Source organism: Shewanella carassii (assembly GCF_002777975.1).
GTDB lineage: Bacteria > Pseudomonadota > Gammaproteobacteria > Enterobacterales > Shewanellaceae > Shewanella > Shewanella carassii.
Map to the genome: position 1 here is coordinate 132,029 of NZ_NGVS01000028.1, position 20,855 is coordinate 152,883.

A 20,855-nucleotide genomic window follows, 5' to 3' on the forward strand; every position below is an offset into this window, starting at 1 on the left:
CCCAATACTGTGATGGTTATCTAGATTGATTCACAGTAGAAAGGAGGCAGTATCATGTTTCTGGCACAAGAAATAATCCGTAAGAAACGCGAGAAAATGGCGCTTTCCAAGGAAGAGATCCAGTTTTTTGTCAAAGGCATTACCGATAACAGCGTGTCTGAAGGTCAGATAGCTGCATTCGGGATGGCGGTGTATTTTAACGACATGAGCATGGATGAACGCATTGCGTTGACTACGGCCATGCGTGATTCCGGCACTGTGCTCAATTGGGACAGCTTGCAGCTCGACGGCCCCGTCATAGATAAACACAGCACTGGCGGTGTGGGCGATGTTATCAGCCTGATGCTCGGCCCCATGGCGGCAGCCTGCGGCGGGTATGTTCCCATGATTTCCGGTCGTGGTCTGGGCCACACAGGTGGCACTCTGGATAAGTTTGATGCCATCCCCGGCTATCAGACAGAGCCCGACAGCGAACTGTTCCGTAAGGTGGTTAAAGAGGTCGGTGTGGCCATTATAGGTCAAACCGGCGATCTGGTGCCCGCCGACAAGCGTTTCTATTCCATTCGTGACAACACGGCCACTGTCGAATCCATTCCGCTTATCACCGCCTCTATTCTGTCGAAGAAGCTGGCTTGTAGCCTGGATGCGCTGGCGATGGATGTCAAAGTGGGCAGCGGAGCCTTTATGCCTACTTATCAGGCATCCGAGGAACTGGCTCGTTCTATTGTTGCGGTTGCCAATGGTGCCGGTACCAAGACCACGGCGCTGCTGACAGATATGAACCAGGTGCTGGCCTCCTGCGCCGGGAACGCGGTCGAGGTGCTCGAGGCGGTGAACTTCCTTACCGGCAAATACCGCAATCCGCGCCTCTACGAAGTCACCATGGGACTTTGCAGTGAGATGTTGCTGCTCGGTGGCCTAGCCGCCAATGAGGCTGAGGCCCGCAGTAAGCTCAACGCCGTGCTGGATAACGGTAAGGCTGCCGAGATCTTCGCCCGTATGGTTTGCGGACTGGGTGGCCCGGCCGATTTTGTCGAACACCCTGAGAAATTCTTGCCCCAAGCCAAGATTATTCGTCCTGTATATGCCGAGCGTTCAGGTTTTGCTTACAGCATGGATACTCGTGAACTCGGCTTGGCTGTGGTTACACTGGGTGGTGGTCGCCGTAAGCCTGGTGATGCCCTGGATTACAGTGTCGGCCTGACACAAGTTTGTGCCCTGGGACATGAAATCAATGCCGACAAGCCGCTGGCAATGGTGCATGCCCAGTCAGAAAGCGCCTTCGAAGAAGCCGCTGCCGCGGTGCGCCGAGCCATAGTCATTGGCGACAGTGCCCCTGAGAAAACACCGGAGATCTATCGCGCCATCCGCGCCGCCGATCTCCAGGAGAAGTAGTATGAAACGTACCATTATTTTAATGCTGGATTCCTTCGGCGTCGGCGCAGCAGGTGATGCTGCCAAGTTTGGTGACCTGGGTTCAGATACCTTTGGTCATATCGCCAAGGAGTGTGCCGAAGGCCGCGCCAACGATGGCCGTGAAGGGCCGCTGAAGTTACCCAATCTGAGCCGTCTGGGGTTGGCACATGCCGCCATGGAAAGTACAGGTCAGTTTGCCCCAGGGTTTGACGCCGATGTCGAGCTGATAGGCGCTTATGGTCATGCCGAAGAGCTGAGCTCAGGCAAGGACACCCCCAGTGGTCACTGGGAAATGGCCGGCGTTCCCGTGCTGTTTGATTGGGGCTATTTCAGCGACAAGCAAAACTCTTTCCCCAAAGAGTTGACCGATAAGATCCTGGCGCGCGCCGGCCTTGGCGGTTTCCTCGGTAATTGTCACGCATCCGGTACTGCGATTCTGGAAGAGTTGGGTGAAGAGCATATGCGTTCCGGCCTACCTATCTTCTACACCTCGGCCGACTCTGTGTTCCAGATTGCCTGCCATGAAGAAAGCTTCGGCCTGGAGAACCTCTACCGTTTGTGTGAAATCGCCCGTGAAGAGCTTGAGCCATATAATATCGGCCGAGTCATAGCGCGACCCTTTGTTGGCAGCGGCGCCGCCGATTTTGCCCGCACCGGTAATCGCCGTGACTACGCGGTAGAGCCACCGGCGAAAACTGTGCTGGATAAGCTCAAAGCCGCCGGCGGCCAAGTGGTCAGTGTCGGTAAAATTTCCGATATTTATGCCCACTGCGGTATCACCAGCAAGGTTAAGGCCTCGGGCCTGGAAGCCTTGTTTGATGCTACACTGGAGCAGGTCAAGGCTGCCGGTGACAACACCATAGTCTTCACCAATTTCGTGGATTTCGATTCCCACTATGGCCACCGCCGTGATGTGGCAGGTTATGCTCGGGGACTGGAATACTTCGATGCAAGATTGCCTGAAATCCTGGCACTGCTGAATAAGGATGACTTGCTTATCCTGACCGCAGACCATGGTTGCGATCCTACCTGGGAAGGCACAGATCATACCCGCGAACATGTGCCGGTTCTGGCCTATGGCGCAGGTTTGAGTGCCGGCTCGTTGGGGCGTCGCAAGAGTTTTGCCGATATCGGCCAATCCATTGCCAGCTATTTTAAGCTGGAACCAATGGAATACGGCGAATCATTTATTCGCTGACAAGATTTGGCTCCCTCGCCGGAGTCGTCTTTAATAAACAGACTTGAGTCTCTATAAAACTAACGGGGTTATTTCGATGGCAACACCACATATTAATGCAGTTGACGGCGCATTCGCTGAAACCGTACTTTTCCCAGGCGATCCTCTGCGGGCCAAGTACATCGCCGAAACTTTTCTAGAAAACGTAGAGCAGGTTACCGACGTACGTAACATGCTTGGTTTTACCGGTACTTACAAAGGCAAGCGTATCTCTGTGATGGGTTCAGGCATGGGTATCCCTTCCTGCTCCATTTATGCCACAGAGCTTATCAAGGACTATGGCGTCAAGAACCTGATCCGTGTAGGCACCTGTGGTGCAATCAGTACTGACGTTAAAGTGCGCGATGTGATCATCGGCATGGGCGCCTGCACCGACTCGCAGGTGAACCGCCTACGTTTCAAAGGCCAGGACTTCGCTGCCATCGCCAACTATGAGCTGATGAGCGCCGTGGTTGATTCAGCCAAGGCTCACGGTACCAAAATTCGTGTAGGTAACGTGTTCTCTGCCGATCTCTTCTACACTCCGGATCCTGAAATGTTCGACGTGATGGAAAAGATGGGGGTACTGGGCGTGGAAATGGAAGCTGCCGGTCTCTACGGTGTTGCCCATGAATTCGGTGCCCGCGCTCTTTGCGTGGTAACTGTTTCCGACCATATCCGTACCGGTGAGAAGACCAGCTCTGATGAGCGTCAAACCACTTTCAACGATATGATCGTCATGACGCTGGACGCCGCGATTACCCTGTAATCCGGTAACCAACTGACATCATAAGGGCTCCCTCGGGAGCCCTTATTGTTTTTAAGCCTTTTCACTTATTCCTAGAGCGCGGCTCTGCAACTTATGCTAGTTCTCTGGTTGCTTGTTCTTTTCTGTACTTACTGGCTCCCGCTTCGGAGCAACTCCTGGCCAGGGCCGTTTACCGCGGGGATCGTCTGCATCGACAGGATCCGGGATCAAGCTATCGTTGGCTTGCTTGGCTTCGCTTTGGTTACTTGGGTCAATTGGGGCCGCTGAAGTTTCAGCGCCTGTTTCTGTTTGGACCTTTTCCCCTGTTTTATTGTCAATCCCAAATTCAGTGTTGACCTCCGAGTGCTTTGGCCTGGCAGCCTTTCTGGCCAGGGCTTTGGCGGGCTTTTCTGCCTGTTTGGGAGATATATTGGTGTTGGATTCAGCGTTAAGCTCGGTCTGGGAACCGCCGGTATCCGGGGCTGAATCTTGGCTTTCGGTGGCATTAGGTTCAATATCCGCGGCTTCCTTGGCGGTTGCTTTTTCCTGCTGTTTAAGCTTTTTACGCCTGCGTTTGACCCGGGTACGGCGGCGGTCAAAGTCGGCACGCTTGAACGACAAGGCCCGCGACAGCAATAGGCCGATAAAGCCTGCGACTATCAGCATCAGTTGCTGCTGCTCCATATTCAGCTCGTGGGCTTCCTGGATCTCATTGAAAAACAGCTTGGGATCCAACCTGACTTCGACAAAGCCCAGGTTTTTACCTTGCTGGATCACCGGCTCGACATACGGAGGGTAGGGGGCCAGCAGATCATCCAATTCCGGGGAATCCGGTTCCAGTCGCTCTGGGCTGACATCCTGGGCAAACGATAGTCGCTGGCCATCCTCGCTGTAGATAGTGGCCGCCATCACCTTGGGATCTTCCACCAGGGCGCTGGCCAGCCACTGCAACTGCTCATCATTTTGCAGCTGCAGCGCCGGGGCGGCCCCATAGGCAGTCTGTTGCACCAATAATCTGGCCATCTTTTGGGTTTGGGTCTTCAGAAGCCGTTGCCCTTGTAGTAGGCTTGTCTGCCACAGCTGGACCAGGCCGACCAGCAGAGTGACGGCTATGGCGATCTGCAGCAGTCTGCTGATCTTCTGGCTTTTTTTGAGGCCCTTGAACAATAACACTTTGTCCCTTAATCAAATTCGGTGTTTCCCTAATCATAATGGATTATGGGTATGCCCGATAGCCGGAGAGCAGTGACCATGGAGTCAGTCTTACCTTTTCCCCTGTTGGCCAGTCAGCGTCAGGATGGCGTTTATACCTTGAGTCTGCAGCAGCACACCTGGCCGGCTTTCAAGGAAGGACAGCATACCCAAGCCGAGCGACTGCGGCTGATCTTCAGTGAAAAGGCCGCGGCGGCTGTTGCCGACTTGCTTCCCGAGTTGGCACCGAGGGCGGTGGCGATTTTGCAGCGTAGGCAACCTTTGTATGGGCTCGAGGTGCAGCTCGAAACTAGCCCCTGTCAAGCCATGTTGCAACGTCTTGAGTCAATTGGCGAGCTGGATTACCTGCCCATAGCCGCGACAGCGAATTTACCTGAGCTTTCGACTCCGGGGCTGTTGGTGATGGATATGGACTCGACCGCGATTACCATTGAATGTATTGATGAATTGGCCGCCGCTGCCGGCGTGGGCGCCGAGGTGGCACAAGTGACCGAACGGGCGATGCAGGGGGAGCTGGATTTTGAGCAGAGCCTGCGCCAGAGGGTAACTAAGCTCAAGGGCGCCGACCAAAGTATTATTGATGATCTCTGTGCCCGCTTGCCCCTGAGTCCAGGGCTTGAGAGCATGGTAGCCGAACTCAAGTTCCATGGCTGGCGCACTGTGGTAGCCTCAGGTGGTTTTACCCCCTTTGTTGGTCATCTGCAGCAGTTGCTTGGGTTGGATGCCGCTTTTGCCAACGAGTTGGTGATAAGCGATGGCAAGTTGCTCGGCGAGGTTCGCGGCCAGGTAGTGGATGCCGCCTTCAAGGCCGATGTGGTGACAAAATGCGCCGAGCAGTGGCAGATAGCTGCCGGGCAAAGGCTGGCCATAGGTGATGGCGCCAACGACATCCCCATGGTGCAGGCGGCCGATTTTGGTATCGCCTATCATGCCAAACCTAAGCTGGCTGCGGCGGCTGCGGCGAAGATCAATAAGCTGGGCTTGCAGGCATTACCTTTCTTGCTGCAAGGGCGCTGAAGCGTCAACCGTTAGAACTAGAGTGATTGCTCTTGTTTTTATGACCGGGTTTTATTAGCTTCTGCTTTATAACCCGGTGATGACACAATTCATGGAAACTGTACAGCAATCAATCTTTCTGCCTTATCGCGATGGTGAGCTTCACCTTCGCAAAATTTCTCCCGCTGCCGGTTTTCGGCATCAGATCCCGATTTTGATGTTGCATGGTGCCATGTCCAACGGCCGGGTATTTTATAGCAGCAGTGGTCGAGGTCTGGCGCCGTTTCTGGCTCAGGCGGGCTTTACCGTCTACGTACTGGACAGTGCAGGTCGCGGCCTCAGCACGCCTAAGCTGGCGCGCGGGTTTGAGCTTGGGCAAGGCGAGGTTATCCGTGAACAGCTGCCCCTAGTGCAGCAATATCTGCTCGAAGCCGAGTCTTTGGACAAGCTGCATTGGTGCGCCCATTCCTGGGGCGGGGTGCTGATGGCCAGCGCTTTGGCCCGGTTTCCTGAACTGCAAGCCTCGGTGGCATCACTGCTAACCTTTGGCAGCAAGCGCACCATAAGAGTCAGGTCATTGAAAAAATGGTTGATGGTGGATCTTGTTTGGAACCGCCTGGCTCCTGGGATTGCCGCCAGTCACGGTTATCTTGCGGCCGACAAGTGGCGTATGGGCATGGATAACGAGAGCCAGGCCTCGCTGCAGCAGAGCATAGATTGGGTACGCGGTGATTGGATAGATCACGACGATGGTTTCGACTATGGTCGGGCTGCCGCCCGGGCCACTTGGCCCAAGAGTTGGTTTATCGCCGGGCAGAATGACACTGTACTCGGCAACCCGGAAGATGTGTTGGATATGATGGCCGAATGCGGCTTGCAAAATAGCCGCTTTACCTTACTGTCACGGGAAAATGGCAACCGCCACGACTATGGTCATGCGGATATGCTGACCCATGTGGATGCACCAAACGATCACTTCAACAAGGTGCTCGCTTGGTATCAGGGGTTTGAACTTTCCAGCGTCAGTGACTGAGCCTCAGGGTTCAGTTCCGGGTAGCGCAGCAAGACTTCGTTGCTGATCTCCAGAAACTCGCCAACGCCGACCACTCGCCATAGCATCTCTTCGAGCTTCTTGGCCTTGTGCTTGGCATGGACACCTATATATTCCAACTCGCGGCGAATATAACCCAGATCCGGTTTGCCGGCGGCGCCGCGATAGACTTTCAATGCCATAAAACGGCCAAGCGATTGCGCCTGACGAATAAAATCTATTTGAGCCTGACGTCCCGCCAGTTCGTCTCGAGGAATACAGCGCAGCCGCAATTGGCCACTGGATTGTCCCACCAATTGCACAAAGACCTCGAAGCTGTCCATGGCCATTTGCGGCTTCATCGCCCGTATCGGGCCGATAAAGTCGCGCTTCAGCCGGCCGTCTTGCAGTAAAGGTTCGAGATTGAATTGCAGCTGCTCTGTGCTGCTATTAGCGAATAAATCACTGGTGGCGTTGGGCTCTACACCGACCCCTAGCGCCGAGATGCAAAAAGACTTGGCCGTTTTTTCCAACAGGAAAGGCACTGAGTGCAGTTTGCGCATCAAGAGATTTTTCATTCCCTCTGCCAGCTCTTTGACCTCAGCGTTATCTTCGGTCAATTGCTGAAGTTTCTTGCGGTTTTGCTCTATCAGTCTGCGCAAAAACTCCACGCCCGGGTGAGGTGTGTGGCCCATCACCGCGGCCAGATGCAGAGTGACGCCGTTTTTGCGGCTACGTACCAAGCGGTAGGGCAGCGCCTGCAATTTTGCCTTGGGTGCCAGCTCCTGCAGCTTGGGAAAACTCAGCAACAGCGGCTCTTTGGGGTTAAGGCTGGCGTTGTCATCCAGATTCAGCTGCAGGCCGCGACTGGAAATATCATGGGTGAATCCTGTGTACTGCTGTTTGCCCTGACTGATATTAACCAGGGTCTTAAAGGAGAACCTGGCCTCCTGGCGCCTTTCGCTAAAATACAAAGACACCAGCCGGATACTGTTGGTGGTGATTTTGGCTTGGCCAAAACGCTTGAGTTCATTGACATCCATCTTGAATGGCCAGCGGCGATACTCCTCGGCTGCCTGCTCGTCGGTCACATCCATCAGTTGCAGTATGTGGCTGTATTTTTGCAGCTGTTGCTCTGTCAGCGCCGAATAGTTGCTGTCATCCCCCGGGAGCATGGAGGCCTTGTAGGAACCCTGGTGGTCTATGGCATCCAGGCTCACCTGAATCACCTTCCAGCTGCCTTTGGTGGCACCAAAACCCAAAAATAGAGGTTGCAGGCGGCTTTTTTTCAGCTCGCTGAGACTGGCCGAATAAAAGTACAGCTGACCACGGGCATTGTAAGTAAAGCTGAACAGCAATCTGTGCTCGGCGTTGTCCGGCTCGGCGAGCATGGCCGCCAGCCTCTTTGAGGTCAAGAGTCCCGGCAATTGGTTGATATCGGCTTCATCGAGAAAATCGTGCAGCAGTGCCTGATTGTCTCGACTCAGCAGCAGTGCGCCAATGCTTGGGGTTCCCTGGCTGTCCCGCTCGATAAACAGCGGCAGATGAGGCAGATGCGCCAGATAATGGCGCTCGAACCCTAATCCTGTGGCCGTTACCAGCACATCATTGACATCCACCTTGTAACGGAACTTATAACCACGGATCAGGTTGGCGAGCAGCTCGGAGAGTTGTTCACTGCCGCCGATGCGTTTGAGTCGCATCCAGCAGGCGTCTTGCTCTGTCTGGGCATCGACTATCTGGTAATCGACTCCGAGTTGCAGATCCCGGTAATAATATTCATCGCTGAGATCCAGCAGCTTGACCCTTAGCGGCCGGTTAAGATCTAAGTTGTGTCTGGCGGGCAGGCGCACTCTGGCACCACCCACCGAGAGGTCTGCGGTATTGCCGCGTATTTCCTCTCTGCCGGGTTGGGAAACCGCAATTCTGATACTGTAGTTCATCCGCTCTTCGCTACGGTTGAAGTAGCGCCCCAGGACGATTCCGGGTACCTGATAGGGATTGTCTTGATCTTCTTGACCGCGAGGCGCTTGCTTGAGCCGCTGGCGCCGCAGATGATGCGTTTTCATCACCTGCTCGTACACTCCCATGGTGTACTGGCCGCGGTACAGCGCCAAGGCGGCATCGAAGGCCTCTTTGGCCGGGGCATCGAGATAATGGCGTTGGTCGGCAAAAAGATACTCTTGGCAGGGCAGTTCCGACTTGTCTCTGAGGTCAATGATCCTTAGGCAGGAGGAGGCTAGGCGCTGGATCTCCATTTTCAACAGAAAGCGGGTCGAGTTGGACTCTTCGGCGGTGAGCTGCAAGAAGAGCTCGTTGAAGTCCGGCTCCATCATCAGGGGCTTGAGTTGTTCAATCAGGGCGCTATGGTGATCTGGGCTCATGGACTCGCTCTTTAAATGGGTGCTTATTCTTGTGCTGACTGTTAGTCTTATGTCGGCCCGCTTTTGGGAAGCTTGAACCCAATTCGGGATTATCACGCTGAAAGTATCACTTTGAAAGTGCAATTATTTTAATTAACTATTACAGATTTTACACAAGTTTGAATTCAGATGGCGAAGAATAAAACAGCATACGTGTGCAACGAATGTGGTCAGGACTTTCCCCGTTGGCAGGGACAGTGCAGTGCCTGTCATGAATGGAATACCATTACCGAAGTCAGGTTGGGGGCGGCTACGCCATCCCGGGGCGGCCAGTTCAGCGGTTATGCCGGTGCCGGTGCCAGTGAGATCCAGACGCTGGATCAGATAGATCTCAACGAAGTGCCACGGATCCCCAGCAGTTTTGTCGAATTCGACCGTGTGCTCGGCGGTGGCATAGTCGCTGGCAGCGCCATTCTGATTGGCGGACATCCGGGTGCCGGTAAGAGTACCCTGTTGTTGCAGACCCTGTGTCAACTGGCCGAAACCATGCCGGCTCTCTATGTCACCGGCGAGGAATCTTTGCAGCAAGTGGCGATGCGTGCCCACCGTTTGGGGCTGCCCACCGGACGTTTGAAGATGTTGTCCGAGACCAGTGTCGAGACTATCTGTACTGTGGCACTGCGGGAAAAGCCCAAGGTCATAGTGATAGACTCGATTCAGGTGATGCATATCAGCGATGTGCAGTCCTCCCCCGGCAGCGTGGCTCAGGTTCGGGAATCTGCCGCCTTTTTGACCCGTTTTGCCAAGCAAAATGGCATTGCCATCATCATGGTGGGTCATGTCACTAAAGACGGCTCCCTGGCCGGTCCCAAGGTGCTGGAGCACTGCATAGATTGCTCTGTGATGTTTGAAGGGGACAGCGATAGCCGCTACCGTACCCTGCGCTCCCACAAGAACCGCTTCGGTGCCATCAATGAGCTGGGAGTGTTCGCCATGACGGAGCGGGGACTCAAGGAAGTGGCCAATCCATCGGCGATATTCCTGTCACGCGCCGATGAAGCCGCCTCCGGCTCGTTGGTGATGGTGGTTTGGGAGGGCACCCGGCCCTTACTGGTGGAACTGCAGGTGTTGGTAGACAGCTCGGCACTGTCGCATCCGCGGCGGGTCGCTGTGGGGATGGATGCCAACCGTTTGGCTATGTTGCTGGCGGTAATGCACCGCCATGGCGGCTTACAGATGTCGGATCAGGATGTATTCGTCAACGTGGTTGGTGGTGTCAAGGTGACCGAAACCAGCGCCGATTTAACGCTGCTGCTGGCCATGGTTTCCAGCTTCCGTGGTGATATTTTGCCCAGGGATCTGGTGGTGTTTGGTGAAGTGGGTCTTTCCGGCGAGATACGTCCTGTGCCCAATGGCCAGGAGCGTTTGGTGGAAGCTGCCAAGCACGGCTTTACCCGGGCGATTGTGCCCAAGGCCAATATGCCGAAAAAGCCGCCTATGGGGATGCAGGTGATAGGAGTGAGTAAGCTCAGTGAGGCGCTAGGAGCTTTGTGAGTAATAGCCCTGTAAAGGGCGAAACAGGAGCCGCCTTAGCGGCTCTGTTCATGCTCGGCGATAAATTGCTCCAACTCCCGGTGCAGCAGTGAGGCATCGCCAAGATTCAACTCCAGCAGCCTTCTCAAGTGACTGATGCTCTCGACATCGATGAGGGCGCACTTGAGGCCCAACCGGCCGTTACGGCGATGCACAAGTTCGGCCTCCATGCTGAGTTGAACCTCGGACTGAGGCAGGCTAAAACTTAGCTCCAGCACACCTTCGGGAGCGAAATCGGCAGGTTCTTCTACCAGAGCGCCGTTGAGGCAGAGATCCAGCAAGTGGGTGTCCCATATCTTGTCACCGCAGCTCAGCTGGGCATCCAAGGAAAACAGGATCCGTGAAAACTTGCGCTTGTCGTCCATATTCAGTCCTTTAATTCTTGGTCTGTCCTTATTGTAGCCACAATAAGAAGCGCTTGACACCGGACTTAGGTCAAATATCTTTCGGCTACAGACAAAATGTAAAAAATTGTGAATAATGGCGCCTATCCCGGTCGGTAGGAATACAAGCATGGCATACCGTATATTGATAGTGGACGATGAGGCTATCATTCGGACTCGTTTAAAAGGCTATTTTGAAAAAGATGGCTACCAGGTGATGGAAGCCGCCGATGGTGAACAGATGTGGCAGCAGCTGCAACAACAGGCTGTTGATCTGGTGATGTTGGATATCAATATGCCAGGGGACGATGGTCTGATGCTGACTCGTGAGCTACGCAGTCGCTCAGATGTCGGCATTATTCTGGTGACAGGCCGCGATGAGGCAATAGATAAGATAGTCGGTCTGGAGATGGGCGCCGATGACTATGTCACCAAGCCGTTTGAGTTTCGCGAGCTCAGAGTCAGGGTCAAGAACCTACTCTGGCGCATCTCTCTGGTGAAGAAGGCGCAGCAGCAAACGGCAGAGCAACTGGCGCGTTCGGACGACAACCTCTATTTCGAGGGCTATCATCTGCAGCTCAACAGTCGCCGTTTGAGTCAGGACGGGCAGGCTATCAAGCTGACCAAGGCTGAGTTTGAACTCTTGGTGGCTTTCGCCCTGCACCCGCAGCAGGTGCTCTCGAGAGAACGCTTGATGCAACAAACCAGCCACAGGGATCAGGATGTTAACGACCGCACCATAGATGTGATTATTCGGCGTCTGCGCAATAAACTGAGCCCGGAGCTATTTGTTACCGTGCATGGTGAAGGTTACCTGTTTGCCGCCGAAGTCAGTGATTGAGTGCTGAGGCCTTGGCTTCTACTCTATACACAGGGTAGAAATCCGCCGGGGCCAGGCTGTCATCCAGCTGCATGCTGTTGAGATTATCCGGGCGCAGCTGCAAAATCGCCGGGCCTATATCACCAAACGCCTTTTCCCCCTGTAATCGCCTGACCGCAAGATCGACCGCCAGTCGGCCCTGCAACACCACTCTGTCATCGTTGGCATAAGCGACCTTGTTGCGCTTGAGGCCACGCATGACATCCGGAGATAAGTAGCTGCTCACCAGCGCCATTTTATCCGTCATATTTCCCTGTCTCAGCGTGCCCATGGCGGCTTCAATCGCCACGGCACTGCCGAGTAAGGCTTGCGGCAGTGGCTGCTTATTTTGATTGAGCAACAGATTGAGCTGATCCCGGTAGAGATTGCGGTTGTTGTCGGCGTGCATCACCGCCACTATCTCTACGGTGCTGTCTTGCAGCGCCTGCCTGACGCCTTTTTCCACCAGATCGGTACCACCGCGGCCTTCAGGCCCCGCCAGCATTGCCAGACGTTGATATGGTGTGGATGCGAGAAATTGGCCTGTGAGATACCCCATCTGATACCAGTTGACTCCTATATGGGTTTGTACTCGGCTGTCTGCCAACTGGTTCACCAGTGCCAATACAGGTTTGGTCAGCTCAAGACTCTGGTTCTCGAGTAGGTGAGGGCTGACGGCACCGAGCAAAATCGCATCGGCATCGCCATCGAGGCAGGATTTGAGTTGTGCCAACTGGGTCTGAGTGTTGCCATAGCCACCGGCTTCATGGAGTTCCAGCCCGAGCCCCAATACTTGGCTCTGTTTAGCTAAGCCATAATTAATCCCTATCCAGTAAGCATCTTTGAGGTGTGGTACCAAAGCACACAGTTTCCAGGGTTTATTAGCCTTGGTGAGCGGCGTGTGGGTTAGGGGGCTGGCCTGCTGGATTGCTTCGTTGAAAGGACTGCGTTGCTCAAGCTCCCAGGCTTCATAGGCCTGCGCAGGATAAAGGCATAACCACAACAGCAATAGTGACCAGAGTTGCAGTGGTTTTTTGCCTACAGGCAACACAGCCTCGAACGTGGCAGCAAATTGGCTCATGGGGAAGATCCTGATATATGATGCAAGTATTCTATAAGCCTAAGGCTCTTGAGTGTACCATACCATGCCTGTGAACCGCTTGCGTCAGTCAATGCCGAAGCAGCATGGTATCAATAAGGATGACGAGTGAGACCTTTATCTTCATGGCTGAGCAGCCTGACCGGTCGTTTGATGCTGGCGTTTTGTTTGCTGGCGCTGTTGCTGTTATTGCTGGTGACTCTGGGCAACTTGAGTCTGCATTGGGTCAAGGGTGCCGACAGCTTTCTCTATGAGAAGGCCTTGCCCGCATCAGAAGCCGCGCGGCAGTTGTCGCAGTCGGCCACCTCGTTGGCGGAGAATGCCCAGCGTCTAGGCACAGTGGCCGATGAAAAACAGCGCCAATATTTGGGGCGCCGCCTGTCTCTTGAAAGTAACCGCATGCTGGCGGCAATTGCGACCCTGGAGCAGTTGGCAGTGCCGGATTCGGCCGAGCTGAAACAGGCGGCGGCTACCATCATCGCCGAGCTGACCTTGCTCGGCGAGCAGACGGGTGAGTTGCTAGAGCGCACTCAGGCGCTGAAACAGCAAGGGCTTTTACTGGTGCAAGCCGCCAAGCAGGCCGATAATTTGCTGCGCTCAGAGCTGGCGGTGTTGGACTCTGTAATCATTGCCAAGCTGAGCCAAACTCCCGGGCCGGCGACTTTGGATGACATTATAGAGCTGGATCTCAGCAGCGCCGAGCAGCTCAACCGCGCTCTGAAATTGACCCACAAGATAGCCTTGCTCGGACAGATATTTGCTGCCGCCGATGCGCCGCAAGACTTGGTCGGCGCCATCAACCAGGCGCCGCTGGCCGATGATGCCCTGTCCCCGGGATTGCTCAAGCGTATTCCTGTAGCTGATTTGGTTCGGGATCCCGGTAGAGCCGAGGCGCTCGAGGCCGAATTTGCTCGTCTTGACCAGGTGACCGCTGGCCAACAACAGGCCGAAGCGATCTGGCAACTGCAACAACAACTGGAGCAGCGGCAACTGGTGATATCTGACAATCTCAAGTCGATGGAGCAAACCGTGGATGCCGCGCTCGAGGGGCAACAGCAACTGCTGAGTCTGGCTCGTCGCGACTATCTGGGGCAGCTCAACTGGGCCAGTGTCGGATTATCGGGCACTGGTGCCTTGATGTTACTGCTGATCCTGTTTGTCAGCTGGCAGGTGATCTACAAGGGCATTGCTCGGCGCTTGAGTGATGCCACCCGGGCGCTGAGTCGGCTGAGTCTTGGCGATACCAATGTCAGCATTCGTTCATACGGCGATGATGAACTCACCGCCATGGCCTCGGCGCTGGAGGCCTTCAAACAGAAAACGGCCCATAATCAAAAGCTGCAACAAGATTTGCAGCGCACCGCTGCCGAGTTGACCGAGCATAAATTGGCGTTGGAGCGGAAGGTGGCCGAACGAACCCGCGAGCTCGCCCAAACCAACGCCCAGCTGGAAGAAGCCAGTCAGGCCAAGTCGTTGTTTTTGGCTACCATGAGTCATGAAATACGCACGCCGCTTAACGGGCTGCTCGGCACCTTGAGTCTGTTGGGGCAGGCGGAATTGCCGGTCAAGGCGCGGCAGATGCTGGCGTTGTCCCAGTACAGTGGCACCTTGCTGCAAACCGTGCTCAATGACATCCTCGACTTCTCCCGCCTGGAGCAGGGCAGTCTGCTCAATGAACCCAGGGCCGTGGAGTTGCCAGCGCTGCTCAACGAAGTGACCGCCATCATGTTGGCCGGAGCCAATCTTGCCGGACTTGAGCTCAGGTTATTAAAGCCGGAATTACCCGAATGGGTCTGGCTCGATGGGCCCAAGCTCAGACAAGTGCTGTTTAATCTATTGGGTAATGCCATCAAGTTTACCGCCAAGGGCAGTGTGACCCTGGAGGTCAGTATTGAAGATGCGCGCCTTCGTTTCAGTGTCACAGACACTGGGGTGGGCATTCGTCCCGAGGCCATGGCACGTCTGTTTACCCCCTATGCCACAGAGGCGACCCATGCCAGCGCCAGGGGGACTGGACTTGGGTTGAGTATTAGCCGCGATCTGGTGCTGCTGATGAATGAGTGTGATGATGCGGATAGCGGCGCCATCGAAGTCATCAGTACGCCGGGGCAGGGCAGCCGCTTCAGTTTCAGTGTGCCGCTTCAGCCCTGTGAACAGGGGGAGCAACAATCGAGTAGCTTGCCGCAGAGCGCCATTGCCAAACGGGTGTTGCTGGTGGAGGACAATAGAGTTAACGCCTTGGTGGCTCAGGGCTTTTTGGCGCACCTTGGACATGAGTCACTCTTGTGTGTCAGTTTGGCCGAAGCGCGGCAACTGCTGCATGATGACACAACTTCAGATCCATTCGATGCGGTGATGCTGGATTTACAGCTGAGTGATGGCTCCGGCAGCGAGCTGCTGCCTGAGCTCAGACGACAGCTGGGCACCAAGGTGCCGATTGCCGCCTTTACCGCTCAGTTGCAGACTCAGGATATGGCAGATTACCAGGCCATGGGCTTTGATCTGGTGTTGGGGAAGCCCCTGGGATTACAGGCGCTGGCCAACTGGCTCGGTGTCGTCTCCGGTGCGAGGGCGAGCGATGAGCGCTCCAAGGAAGAGGACTCTCAAGCGCCGGATTGTCAGTCCTGGAATACGGACAACGTTCAATGGCTGGCGCTGGAGCAACTTGAACAGGACCTGCAGGTGCTCGGCAAGGCCACTTTGCTGGAGATGCGGCAGCAGTTTGTGGACAGCTGTGACGCGCAGCTGCAAGCTTTACAGGCGGCAGATGGGCAACGGGATATCATTGCTGCCAAGTTGCACGCACTCAAGGGCAGCAGTGGCAACATGGGGCTTGAAGCGCTTCATTTGCGCTGCGCCGCACTGGAGCAGGCCATCAAGGCTGGCAATCCTTTGAGCGACGAGGAACTTACCGAGCTGACAGATTGCGTAGCGGCATCATTGCAGGCGCTCGATAGCTGGCTGGAATAGCAATCAGACTAAGGCGCTTTTTAAGCACTGAAGACAGGAAGTGCAGCATTTAACGGCTGCTGAGGATATAGAAAGGGCGCCGCTCGATACTCGAGTTGGCGCCCTTTGATCCTTTGATTAGGGGGGCCTGCATTACGTTTGATTCAGGCAAGCACTCGAGTCAGCGCCTGTCTAAATCGCCTCGCTCAGTGCGCTGCGGCGCCTTTCAACCACTCGGCATCGCTTTGAACAAAGGCCAGGGTCAGGCGCGCGAGCGCGGCATAAAAACCGCCGCGATCGCATTCGGTCACCCGCTGACAAAATGGCTCCAACCAACTGAGCAGACACTCTTGCAGATACTCCTGCTGTGTTGATGCCGAGGCGTTCAGACACAGATGAGCCTGATAGGCCAGAATCACCGCTAGGTGGTCTGCTGGCTCGGGGAAGTCACTGCTTTGTTGCAACTGACTTCGCTGCAAAAAGGCCAGCATCTGTTGATGCTGCTCACCAAACAGAGTGACTTCTTCATCCGCTTGCAGATAGAGGCCGGCATAGGGCGACGCGCTCTGTTTACTGCCCACCAGAAACAGCCCGCAGAAGTCTGCCGCCAGCTCCAGCAGCGCCTTGTCTCTGTCCTGCATCCAGGCGATGGATTGCAGCTTTTGCTCCATCAGCTTGGCTTCTTGCTTGAGGCTGGGCTCACTGCCCAGCTGTTGCCAAAAGGCCTTGCTCTCCGGTGCCGTCAGCTGGCTGAGGCGCTCGGCGTTCAACTCGCGGGCGAACAGCCCCGAGAGGAAGTTGTACAGCATGGCTCTGCCTTGATTTAACTGTTCCATTGGCTTACCTCAGTTATCAGCGATTAGTGATGGTGCGAATAAGTCATCGTGGGACTTGTTTGCACCTTCCCTTAGATTTTAACCTCAATCGGACCATCGAAGGAGGATACCTTGGGCGCCTTGCCGGTGAACTTTTCAAATTCCACCTGGCAAGTGTAGGCCGAGCAGGCCTGCGCCAGCTTGGAGGTACCTATATCCTGAGTCAGGGTATTGGGGTCACCATAGCTGCACAGGGCACCGATTTCGGCGCCGCCTTCGACGCTGCCATCTTTGCCGACCGGGCCATACCAGGCACCTTCATGGATCCGGATTACCCCTTTGGGGAAACGGCCGGAGACGACGGCACCGGCCAACAGTTGACCGCGGCCGTTGAACACCCGCACCAGATCGCCGTCTTTGATACCGCGGGCCCTGGCATCTTCTGGGTTGATATAAACCGGCTCACGCCCTTGCACCGTATAGGTTTCGCGATATTCCTTGGACTCACACATCTGTGAGTGCAGGCGCTTGTCCGGGTGGCAGGACTGCAGCCAAACCGGGTACTTATCGCTGCCTGGACCGCCGTGGCTGCGCTCGGATTTTTCCATCCACACTGGGTGGCCAGGGCAGTCATCATAACCGAACTGGGCAATCTTACGGCTGAAGATTTCAATCAGGCCGGAAGGGGTTCCCAAGGGATTGATCTCAGGATCCTCACGGAAGTCGGCGTGTCTGACCCAGTTTTGCCCTTCACCGAAGTGCACATAACCCTGCTTCCAGAACTCGTTGAAGTCCGGCATGGCAAACTTGCCCTGGTTGGCGGCCTTACACTCGTTGTAGAGTTTTTCCAGCCATTCCATTTCGGTTAGCCCGCGGGTGTATTCCTTCTCTTTGCCGAGTATTTTGGCAAAGCGGGTGAATATCTCAAAGTCAGACAGACTTTCAAACAGCGGTTCAACCATCTTGTGCATCGCCAGAATACCGCGGCCGGCGTAGGCACCGTAGACATCGATATCGTTGCGCTCCATTGTGGTACAGGCGGGCAAGACTATATCGGAGAAGCGGCAGGTGGCGGTCCAGTTCACATCTATGGAGACCACGCATTCCAGCTTGCGGAACGCCTGCTTCATACGGTTTCTGTCCTGATGGTGGTTCCAAGGGTTGTTGCCCGAGAACACCATCATGCGGATATCCGGATAGGTGACCTTGCTGCCGTTGGCATCAATAGTCTTGCCGGGTTCCAGAATGGCATCTATCCAGCGGGCGACCGGAATAGTGCTGCTGGCACCCTTGAAGTCGTTGTTGTCAAACAGTGGCTTTTGGCCTTCGTCCAGGTTGCGCGGGAAGGCGCCCGGTGCTGCGGCACCTGTGGCGGGTACGCCGATACCTGAGTAGTGGTGACCATAGCTGATACCACCGCCAGGCAGGCCTATCTGGCCTATCATGGTGGCCAGTACCGCCGCCATCCAGTAAGGCTGCTCACCGTGTTGCTGACGCTGAATACACCAGCCCATCATGATCTGGGTACGGCCCTTGGTCAGGGTGCGAGCCAGGTCGCGGATGACTTCAGCCTTGACGCCACAGATGGCTTCTGCCCATTCCGGAGTCTTGGCGATGCCGTCTTTGTCACCCAGGAGGTAGGGCAGGAACTCTTCAAAGCCCAGGCTATAGCCTTCGATAAACTTGGCATCGTGCAGCTTGGCTGTGTACATCTCATGGGCGATACCCAACATCAAGGCCACGTCTGTTTGTGGGTTGACATACAGCTGCTCACAACCGAGATAGGCTTGGGTCTTGGTTTCGACCGGATCTATGCTGATCACCCGGATCTTACCGGCTTTGACCTTTTCCTTGAGCTGCGCCAGATAGGCGAAGGACTCGTGGGTTTCGGCGTTCCAGCCCACCTGCAGGTTTTTGTAAGGATCGTTGGACCAGAGCACTATGGTATCGCTGTGCTCGAGGATCAGCGGCCAGGAGGTGCCCTGAGCGTACACTTCGGTAGAGCCCAGCACATAAGGCATAATTGTTTGCCCGGCGCCGGTGGAGTAGTCGCCCACTTTCTTGACGAAGTTGCCGTGCATGGCGATGGCGCGCTGCATATGGCTGGTGCTCGAGTGCAGCTGTCCGGTGGCACGCCAACCGGTTTGTCCGGCGTGCAGGCCAGATGGGCCGTACTGGGTTTGAATGATATCCAGCGACTCCTTGAACAGAGTCAACGCCTTGTCCCAGGTGACACGAACGAAACGGAAGTCGCCGCGTTCATGGGTATTGCTCTTGTGTCCCTTGAGCAGGAAGTCGAGCCGCACCATGGGATAACGGATCCGTGATGGATTATAGACCAGGCCACGGATGCCACGGATCATGTCGGTGGGATACTTGTCGTATTCCAGTGGTTTGACTTCGGCGATAACCCCGTTGCGGCGCTTGATACGAAATGCGCCGAAGTGGGAGCCTGTGGTCAGCCAGGCGTCACCGTCATCCATCCCCTTGGCCAGCGCCGACAGGGGAGCGAGTACCGAACTGCTTCCGGCAACCACAACGGAAGTGGAGGCCAGGCCTTTTAAAAAGTCTCTTCTGTTCATAACGCCAACCTCTTAGTGCTCTTCTTTGCTGAAGGTGGAAGAATGTTGTTGCAGGTATTTCTGCACCAGTGCCTGGGTGTCCTGATCCATGTTGACGAAGGCCAACATCCCCTGGAACATGCCCGGCCAGGTGTTGGCATCGAAGTGATGCTCATCGGGCTGGGTGTGGCAGACACTGCAGCTAGAGGCATAAGTGCTGCGGGCATAGCCCCAGAGTGGTGCCAGTTCGGTCAGCAGATAATCGCTGTCGGTCCAGATCTCGGCTTCCACACGCTGCCACTTGAGGCCAGTCATGGGATCTTCTTTCTCTTCAAAGGTCTTGATCACCCCGTCGGTTTCGGCAGCGGCCTTGGTCAGTTGAGCCGAGAGGATATTGATACCGAAATCCATGTAGATCACCCGGCCGGCACCTATCTTCTTCCGCCAGCCATCGATGGCGATTTTGACCCGTTTGCCCTTGAGCTCCAGCACCTTGATTTCGGTGGCCACGTTCAGAGTACCGGCTTCTTCCGCGCTCTTGTCATCCAGATACAGAGGCTTGGTCAAGGCACTGAAATATTTGCCGCCCTGTTGCAGTGAGGTTTCACCCGAACCCACTTCGGCAATCAGTTCCGGGGCTCTGGCCGTGCCCATATCAGGCAGCTTGTGAGCTATGCCCTTGTGGCAATCGATACAGGACTGATCTTTCTCGGCCGCTTGTTTCATCTGTTTTTGCGCCAGGGCTGACATCTCGTCCCATTTCATTGACTTGTAGTCATGGCAGTTTTTACAGGCCTGGGAGTTGTCACGGGCAAAGCGTTTCCATTCACGGCTGGCCATTTCCAGACGTTTGGCTTCAAATTTTTCCGGAGTGTTGACCGTTTGGAACAGCCAGCCCCAGACATCGTGAGAGGCTTCCATCTTACGGGCTATCTTGCGGCTCCAGTCGTGGGGCACGTGGCAGTCTGGGCAGGTTGCCCGCACGCCGGAGTGATTCGACCAATGCACAGTTTGTTGCAGCTCTTGATAGGGATTGTTCTCCATCGAGTGGCAACTGATACAGAAGGCTTCGGTGTTGGTGGCTTCCAGCGCTGTGTTGAAGCCGCCCCAGAAGATAATGCCCATGATAAAGGCCGACAGGCTGATGGCGCCCAGGCTCAGGTACTTGGTCGGGCGATTGAGAGTACGCCAGATTGCTATTAACCGTTTCATCTATTCAATCCTCTTGTATCAGTGACTGGCTACGCCGCCGAGGGCCAGCATGATCCAGATGATCAGGCCATAGAGGCTGATACCTGTGATGGTTAGGGCCGGAAACAGCATGAAAATAATCAGGCCGTGGGCCATAAGTTCCTGTTTTTTGCTTGATGTGGACTCAGACATAGTGATTGCTCCAACGCAGCAGGGTTTGCTCGATGGGGCCACTATAGGGAAAGGATGTGAATGGCGATTGCGCTGCCAATGAATGGGATTTGAGAAAATATGAAAAGTTATGAACAACTGCATATTCAGGATGAGCCACAGATCCCGAAATCTTTTTAGCCGGGCGCGCCAATTTGCAGTATTATCCGCGACCAACAAAGGCTGCGTTGGACATCGTTTGACGATAATCCTT

General features: G+C 55.1%; 16 protein-coding genes. 8 read left to right on the top strand and 8 right to left on the bottom strand.

The window, feature by feature from the left end:
• The first annotated feature begins 54 nt into the window (after positions 1-54).
• From deoA to deoD, 3 genes are all read left to right on the top strand, one after another.
• Complete coding sequence (deoA, locus tag CBE72_RS13935) at positions 55-1,395, top strand: thymidine phosphorylase (RefSeq protein WP_100144266.1); 1,341 nt, start codon at positions 55-57, stop codon at positions 1,393-1,395.
• Position 1,396: 1 nt separating this feature from the next.
• A complete protein-coding gene (locus CBE72_RS13940; RefSeq protein ID WP_044733933.1) occupies positions 1,397-2,614 on the top strand; it encodes a phosphopentomutase in 1,218 nt (405 codons plus the stop codon).
• A gap of 76 nt (positions 2,615-2,690) precedes the next feature.
• Complete coding sequence (deoD, locus tag CBE72_RS13945) at positions 2,691-3,401, top strand: purine-nucleoside phosphorylase (RefSeq protein WP_039033651.1); 711 nt, start codon at positions 2,691-2,693, stop codon at positions 3,399-3,401.
• 96 nt (positions 3,402-3,497) lie between these two features.
• On the opposite strand, the gene CBE72_RS13950 is transcribed toward deoD, so the two are convergent.
• A complete protein-coding gene (locus CBE72_RS13950; protein ID WP_100144268.1) occupies positions 3,498-4,553 on the bottom strand; it encodes a YtjB family periplasmic protein in 1,056 nt (351 codons plus the stop codon).
• 78 nt (positions 4,554-4,631) lie between these two features.
• Between CBE72_RS13950 and serB the strand changes: the two genes are divergently transcribed.
• Positions 4,632-5,609, top strand: coding sequence for a phosphoserine phosphatase SerB (serB, locus tag CBE72_RS13955; RefSeq protein WP_100144270.1), 978 nt, complete (start codon positions 4,632-4,634; stop codon positions 5,607-5,609).
• Between the two features lie 91 nt (positions 5,610-5,700).
• The gene (locus CBE72_RS13960; RefSeq protein ID WP_167387675.1) at positions 5,701-6,621 is read left to right on the top strand and encodes an alpha/beta fold hydrolase; all 921 of its coding nucleotides are present in this window, start codon (positions 5,701-5,703) and stop codon (positions 6,619-6,621) included.
• Here CBE72_RS13960 and CBE72_RS13965 read toward each other — a convergent pair.
• Positions 6,588-9,002: a PilZ domain-containing protein gene (locus CBE72_RS13965; protein WP_100144275.1), complete on the bottom strand. Its 2,415-nt coding sequence runs from the start codon at positions 9,000-9,002 to the stop codon at positions 6,588-6,590. The genes CBE72_RS13960 and CBE72_RS13965 overlap by 34 nt on opposite strands.
• A 168-nt stretch (positions 9,003-9,170) precedes the next feature.
• On the opposite strand from CBE72_RS13965, the gene radA reads away from it, so the two are divergent.
• A complete protein-coding gene (gene radA / locus CBE72_RS13970; protein WP_100144277.1) occupies positions 9,171-10,535 on the top strand; it encodes a DNA repair protein RadA in 1,365 nt (454 codons plus the stop codon).
• Between the two features lie 35 nt (positions 10,536-10,570).
• On the opposite strand, the gene CBE72_RS13975 is transcribed toward radA, so the two are convergent.
• Positions 10,571-10,939, bottom strand: a complete 369-nt coding sequence (locus CBE72_RS13975) for a PilZ domain-containing protein (protein WP_100144279.1) — start codon at positions 10,937-10,939, stop codon at positions 10,571-10,573.
• Between the two features lie 148 nt (positions 10,940-11,087).
• On the opposite strand from CBE72_RS13975, the gene torR reads away from it, so the two are divergent.
• On the top strand, positions 11,088-11,798 hold the full coding sequence (gene torR / locus CBE72_RS13980; protein WP_100144281.1) for a two-component system response regulator TorR: 711 nt from the start codon (positions 11,088-11,090) through the stop codon (positions 11,796-11,798).
• On the opposite strand, the gene torT is transcribed toward torR, so the two are convergent.
• Positions 11,788-12,897: a TMAO reductase system periplasmic protein TorT gene (gene torT / locus CBE72_RS13985; RefSeq protein WP_100144283.1), complete on the bottom strand. Its 1,110-nt coding sequence runs from the start codon at positions 12,895-12,897 to the stop codon at positions 11,788-11,790. The genes torR and torT overlap by 11 nt on opposite strands.
• A gap of 126 nt (positions 12,898-13,023) precedes the next feature.
• Here torT and torS point away from each other — a divergent pair, with 126 nt between their 5' ends.
• Positions 13,024-15,885, top strand: a complete 2,862-nt coding sequence (gene torS / locus CBE72_RS13990) for a TMAO reductase system sensor histidine kinase/response regulator TorS (protein WP_100144285.1) — start codon at positions 13,024-13,026, stop codon at positions 15,883-15,885.
• Positions 15,886-16,070: 185 nt separating this feature from the next.
• Here the strand turns inward: torS and torD are convergent, their stop codons facing one another.
• The 4 genes from torD to CBE72_RS14010 all read right to left on the bottom strand — a co-directional run bounded on the left by torD (position 16,071) and on the right by CBE72_RS14010 (position 20,623).
• On the bottom strand, positions 16,071-16,700 hold the full coding sequence (torD, locus tag CBE72_RS13995) for a molecular chaperone TorD (RefSeq protein ID WP_100144287.1): 630 nt from the start codon (positions 16,698-16,700) through the stop codon (positions 16,071-16,073).
• Positions 16,701-16,771: 71 nt separating this feature from the next.
• Positions 16,772-19,261, bottom strand: coding sequence for a trimethylamine-N-oxide reductase TorA (gene torA, locus CBE72_RS14000; RefSeq protein WP_071475593.1), 2,490 nt, complete (start codon positions 19,259-19,261; stop codon positions 16,772-16,774).
• A gap of 12 nt (positions 19,262-19,273) precedes the next feature.
• A complete protein-coding gene (torC, locus tag CBE72_RS14005) occupies positions 19,274-20,452 on the bottom strand; it encodes a pentaheme c-type cytochrome TorC (RefSeq protein ID WP_100144289.1) in 1,179 nt (392 codons plus the stop codon).
• An 18-nt stretch (positions 20,453-20,470) separates the two neighbouring features.
• Positions 20,471-20,623 carry a nitrate reductase gene (locus CBE72_RS14010; RefSeq protein ID WP_025009952.1) on the bottom strand — a complete coding sequence of 51 codons (153 nt, stop codon included), beginning with the start codon at positions 20,621-20,623 and terminating at the stop codon, positions 20,471-20,473.
• Between the last annotated feature and the right edge of the window lie 232 nt (positions 20,624-20,855).

Bases quoted from the DNA above. Each gene is read 5' to 3' on its own strand.
- torA (WP_071475593.1), bottom strand. From the start codon at position 19,261: ATGAACAGAAGAGACTTTTTAAAAGGCCTGGCCTCCACTTCCGTTGTG.
- deoD (WP_039033651.1), top strand. From the start codon at position 2,691: ATGGCAACACCACATATTAATGCAGTTGACGGCGCATTCGCTGAAACC.
- serB (WP_100144270.1), top strand. From the start codon at position 4,632: ATGGAGTCAGTCTTACCTTTTCCCCTGTTGGCCAGTCAGCGTCAGGAT.
- torR (WP_100144281.1), top strand. From the start codon at position 11,088: ATGGCATACCGTATATTGATAGTGGACGATGAGGCTATCATTCGGACT.
- torT (WP_100144283.1), bottom strand. From the start codon at position 12,897: ATGAGCCAATTTGCTGCCACGTTCGAGGCTGTGTTGCCTGTAGGCAAA.
- torC (WP_100144289.1), bottom strand. From the start codon at position 20,452: ATGAAACGGTTAATAGCAATCTGGCGTACTCTCAATCGCCCGACCAAG.
- deoA (WP_100144266.1), top strand. From the start codon at position 55: ATGTTTCTGGCACAAGAAATAATCCGTAAGAAACGCGAGAAAATGGCG.
- CBE72_RS13965 (WP_100144275.1), bottom strand. From the start codon at position 9,002: ATGAGCCCAGATCACCATAGCGCCCTGATTGAACAACTCAAGCCCCTG.
- CBE72_RS13975 (WP_100144279.1), bottom strand. From the start codon at position 10,939: ATGGACGACAAGCGCAAGTTTTCACGGATCCTGTTTTCCTTGGATGCC.
- CBE72_RS14010 (WP_025009952.1), bottom strand. From the start codon at position 20,623: ATGTCTGAGTCCACATCAAGCAAAAAACAGGAACTTATGGCCCACGGC.
- CBE72_RS13960 (WP_167387675.1), top strand. From the start codon at position 5,701: ATGGAAACTGTACAGCAATCAATCTTTCTGCCTTATCGCGATGGTGAG.
- torD (WP_100144287.1), bottom strand. From the start codon at position 16,700: ATGGAACAGTTAAATCAAGGCAGAGCCATGCTGTACAACTTCCTCTCG.
- radA (WP_100144277.1), top strand. From the start codon at position 9,171: ATGGCGAAGAATAAAACAGCATACGTGTGCAACGAATGTGGTCAGGAC.
- CBE72_RS13940 (WP_044733933.1), top strand. From the start codon at position 1,397: ATGAAACGTACCATTATTTTAATGCTGGATTCCTTCGGCGTCGGCGCA.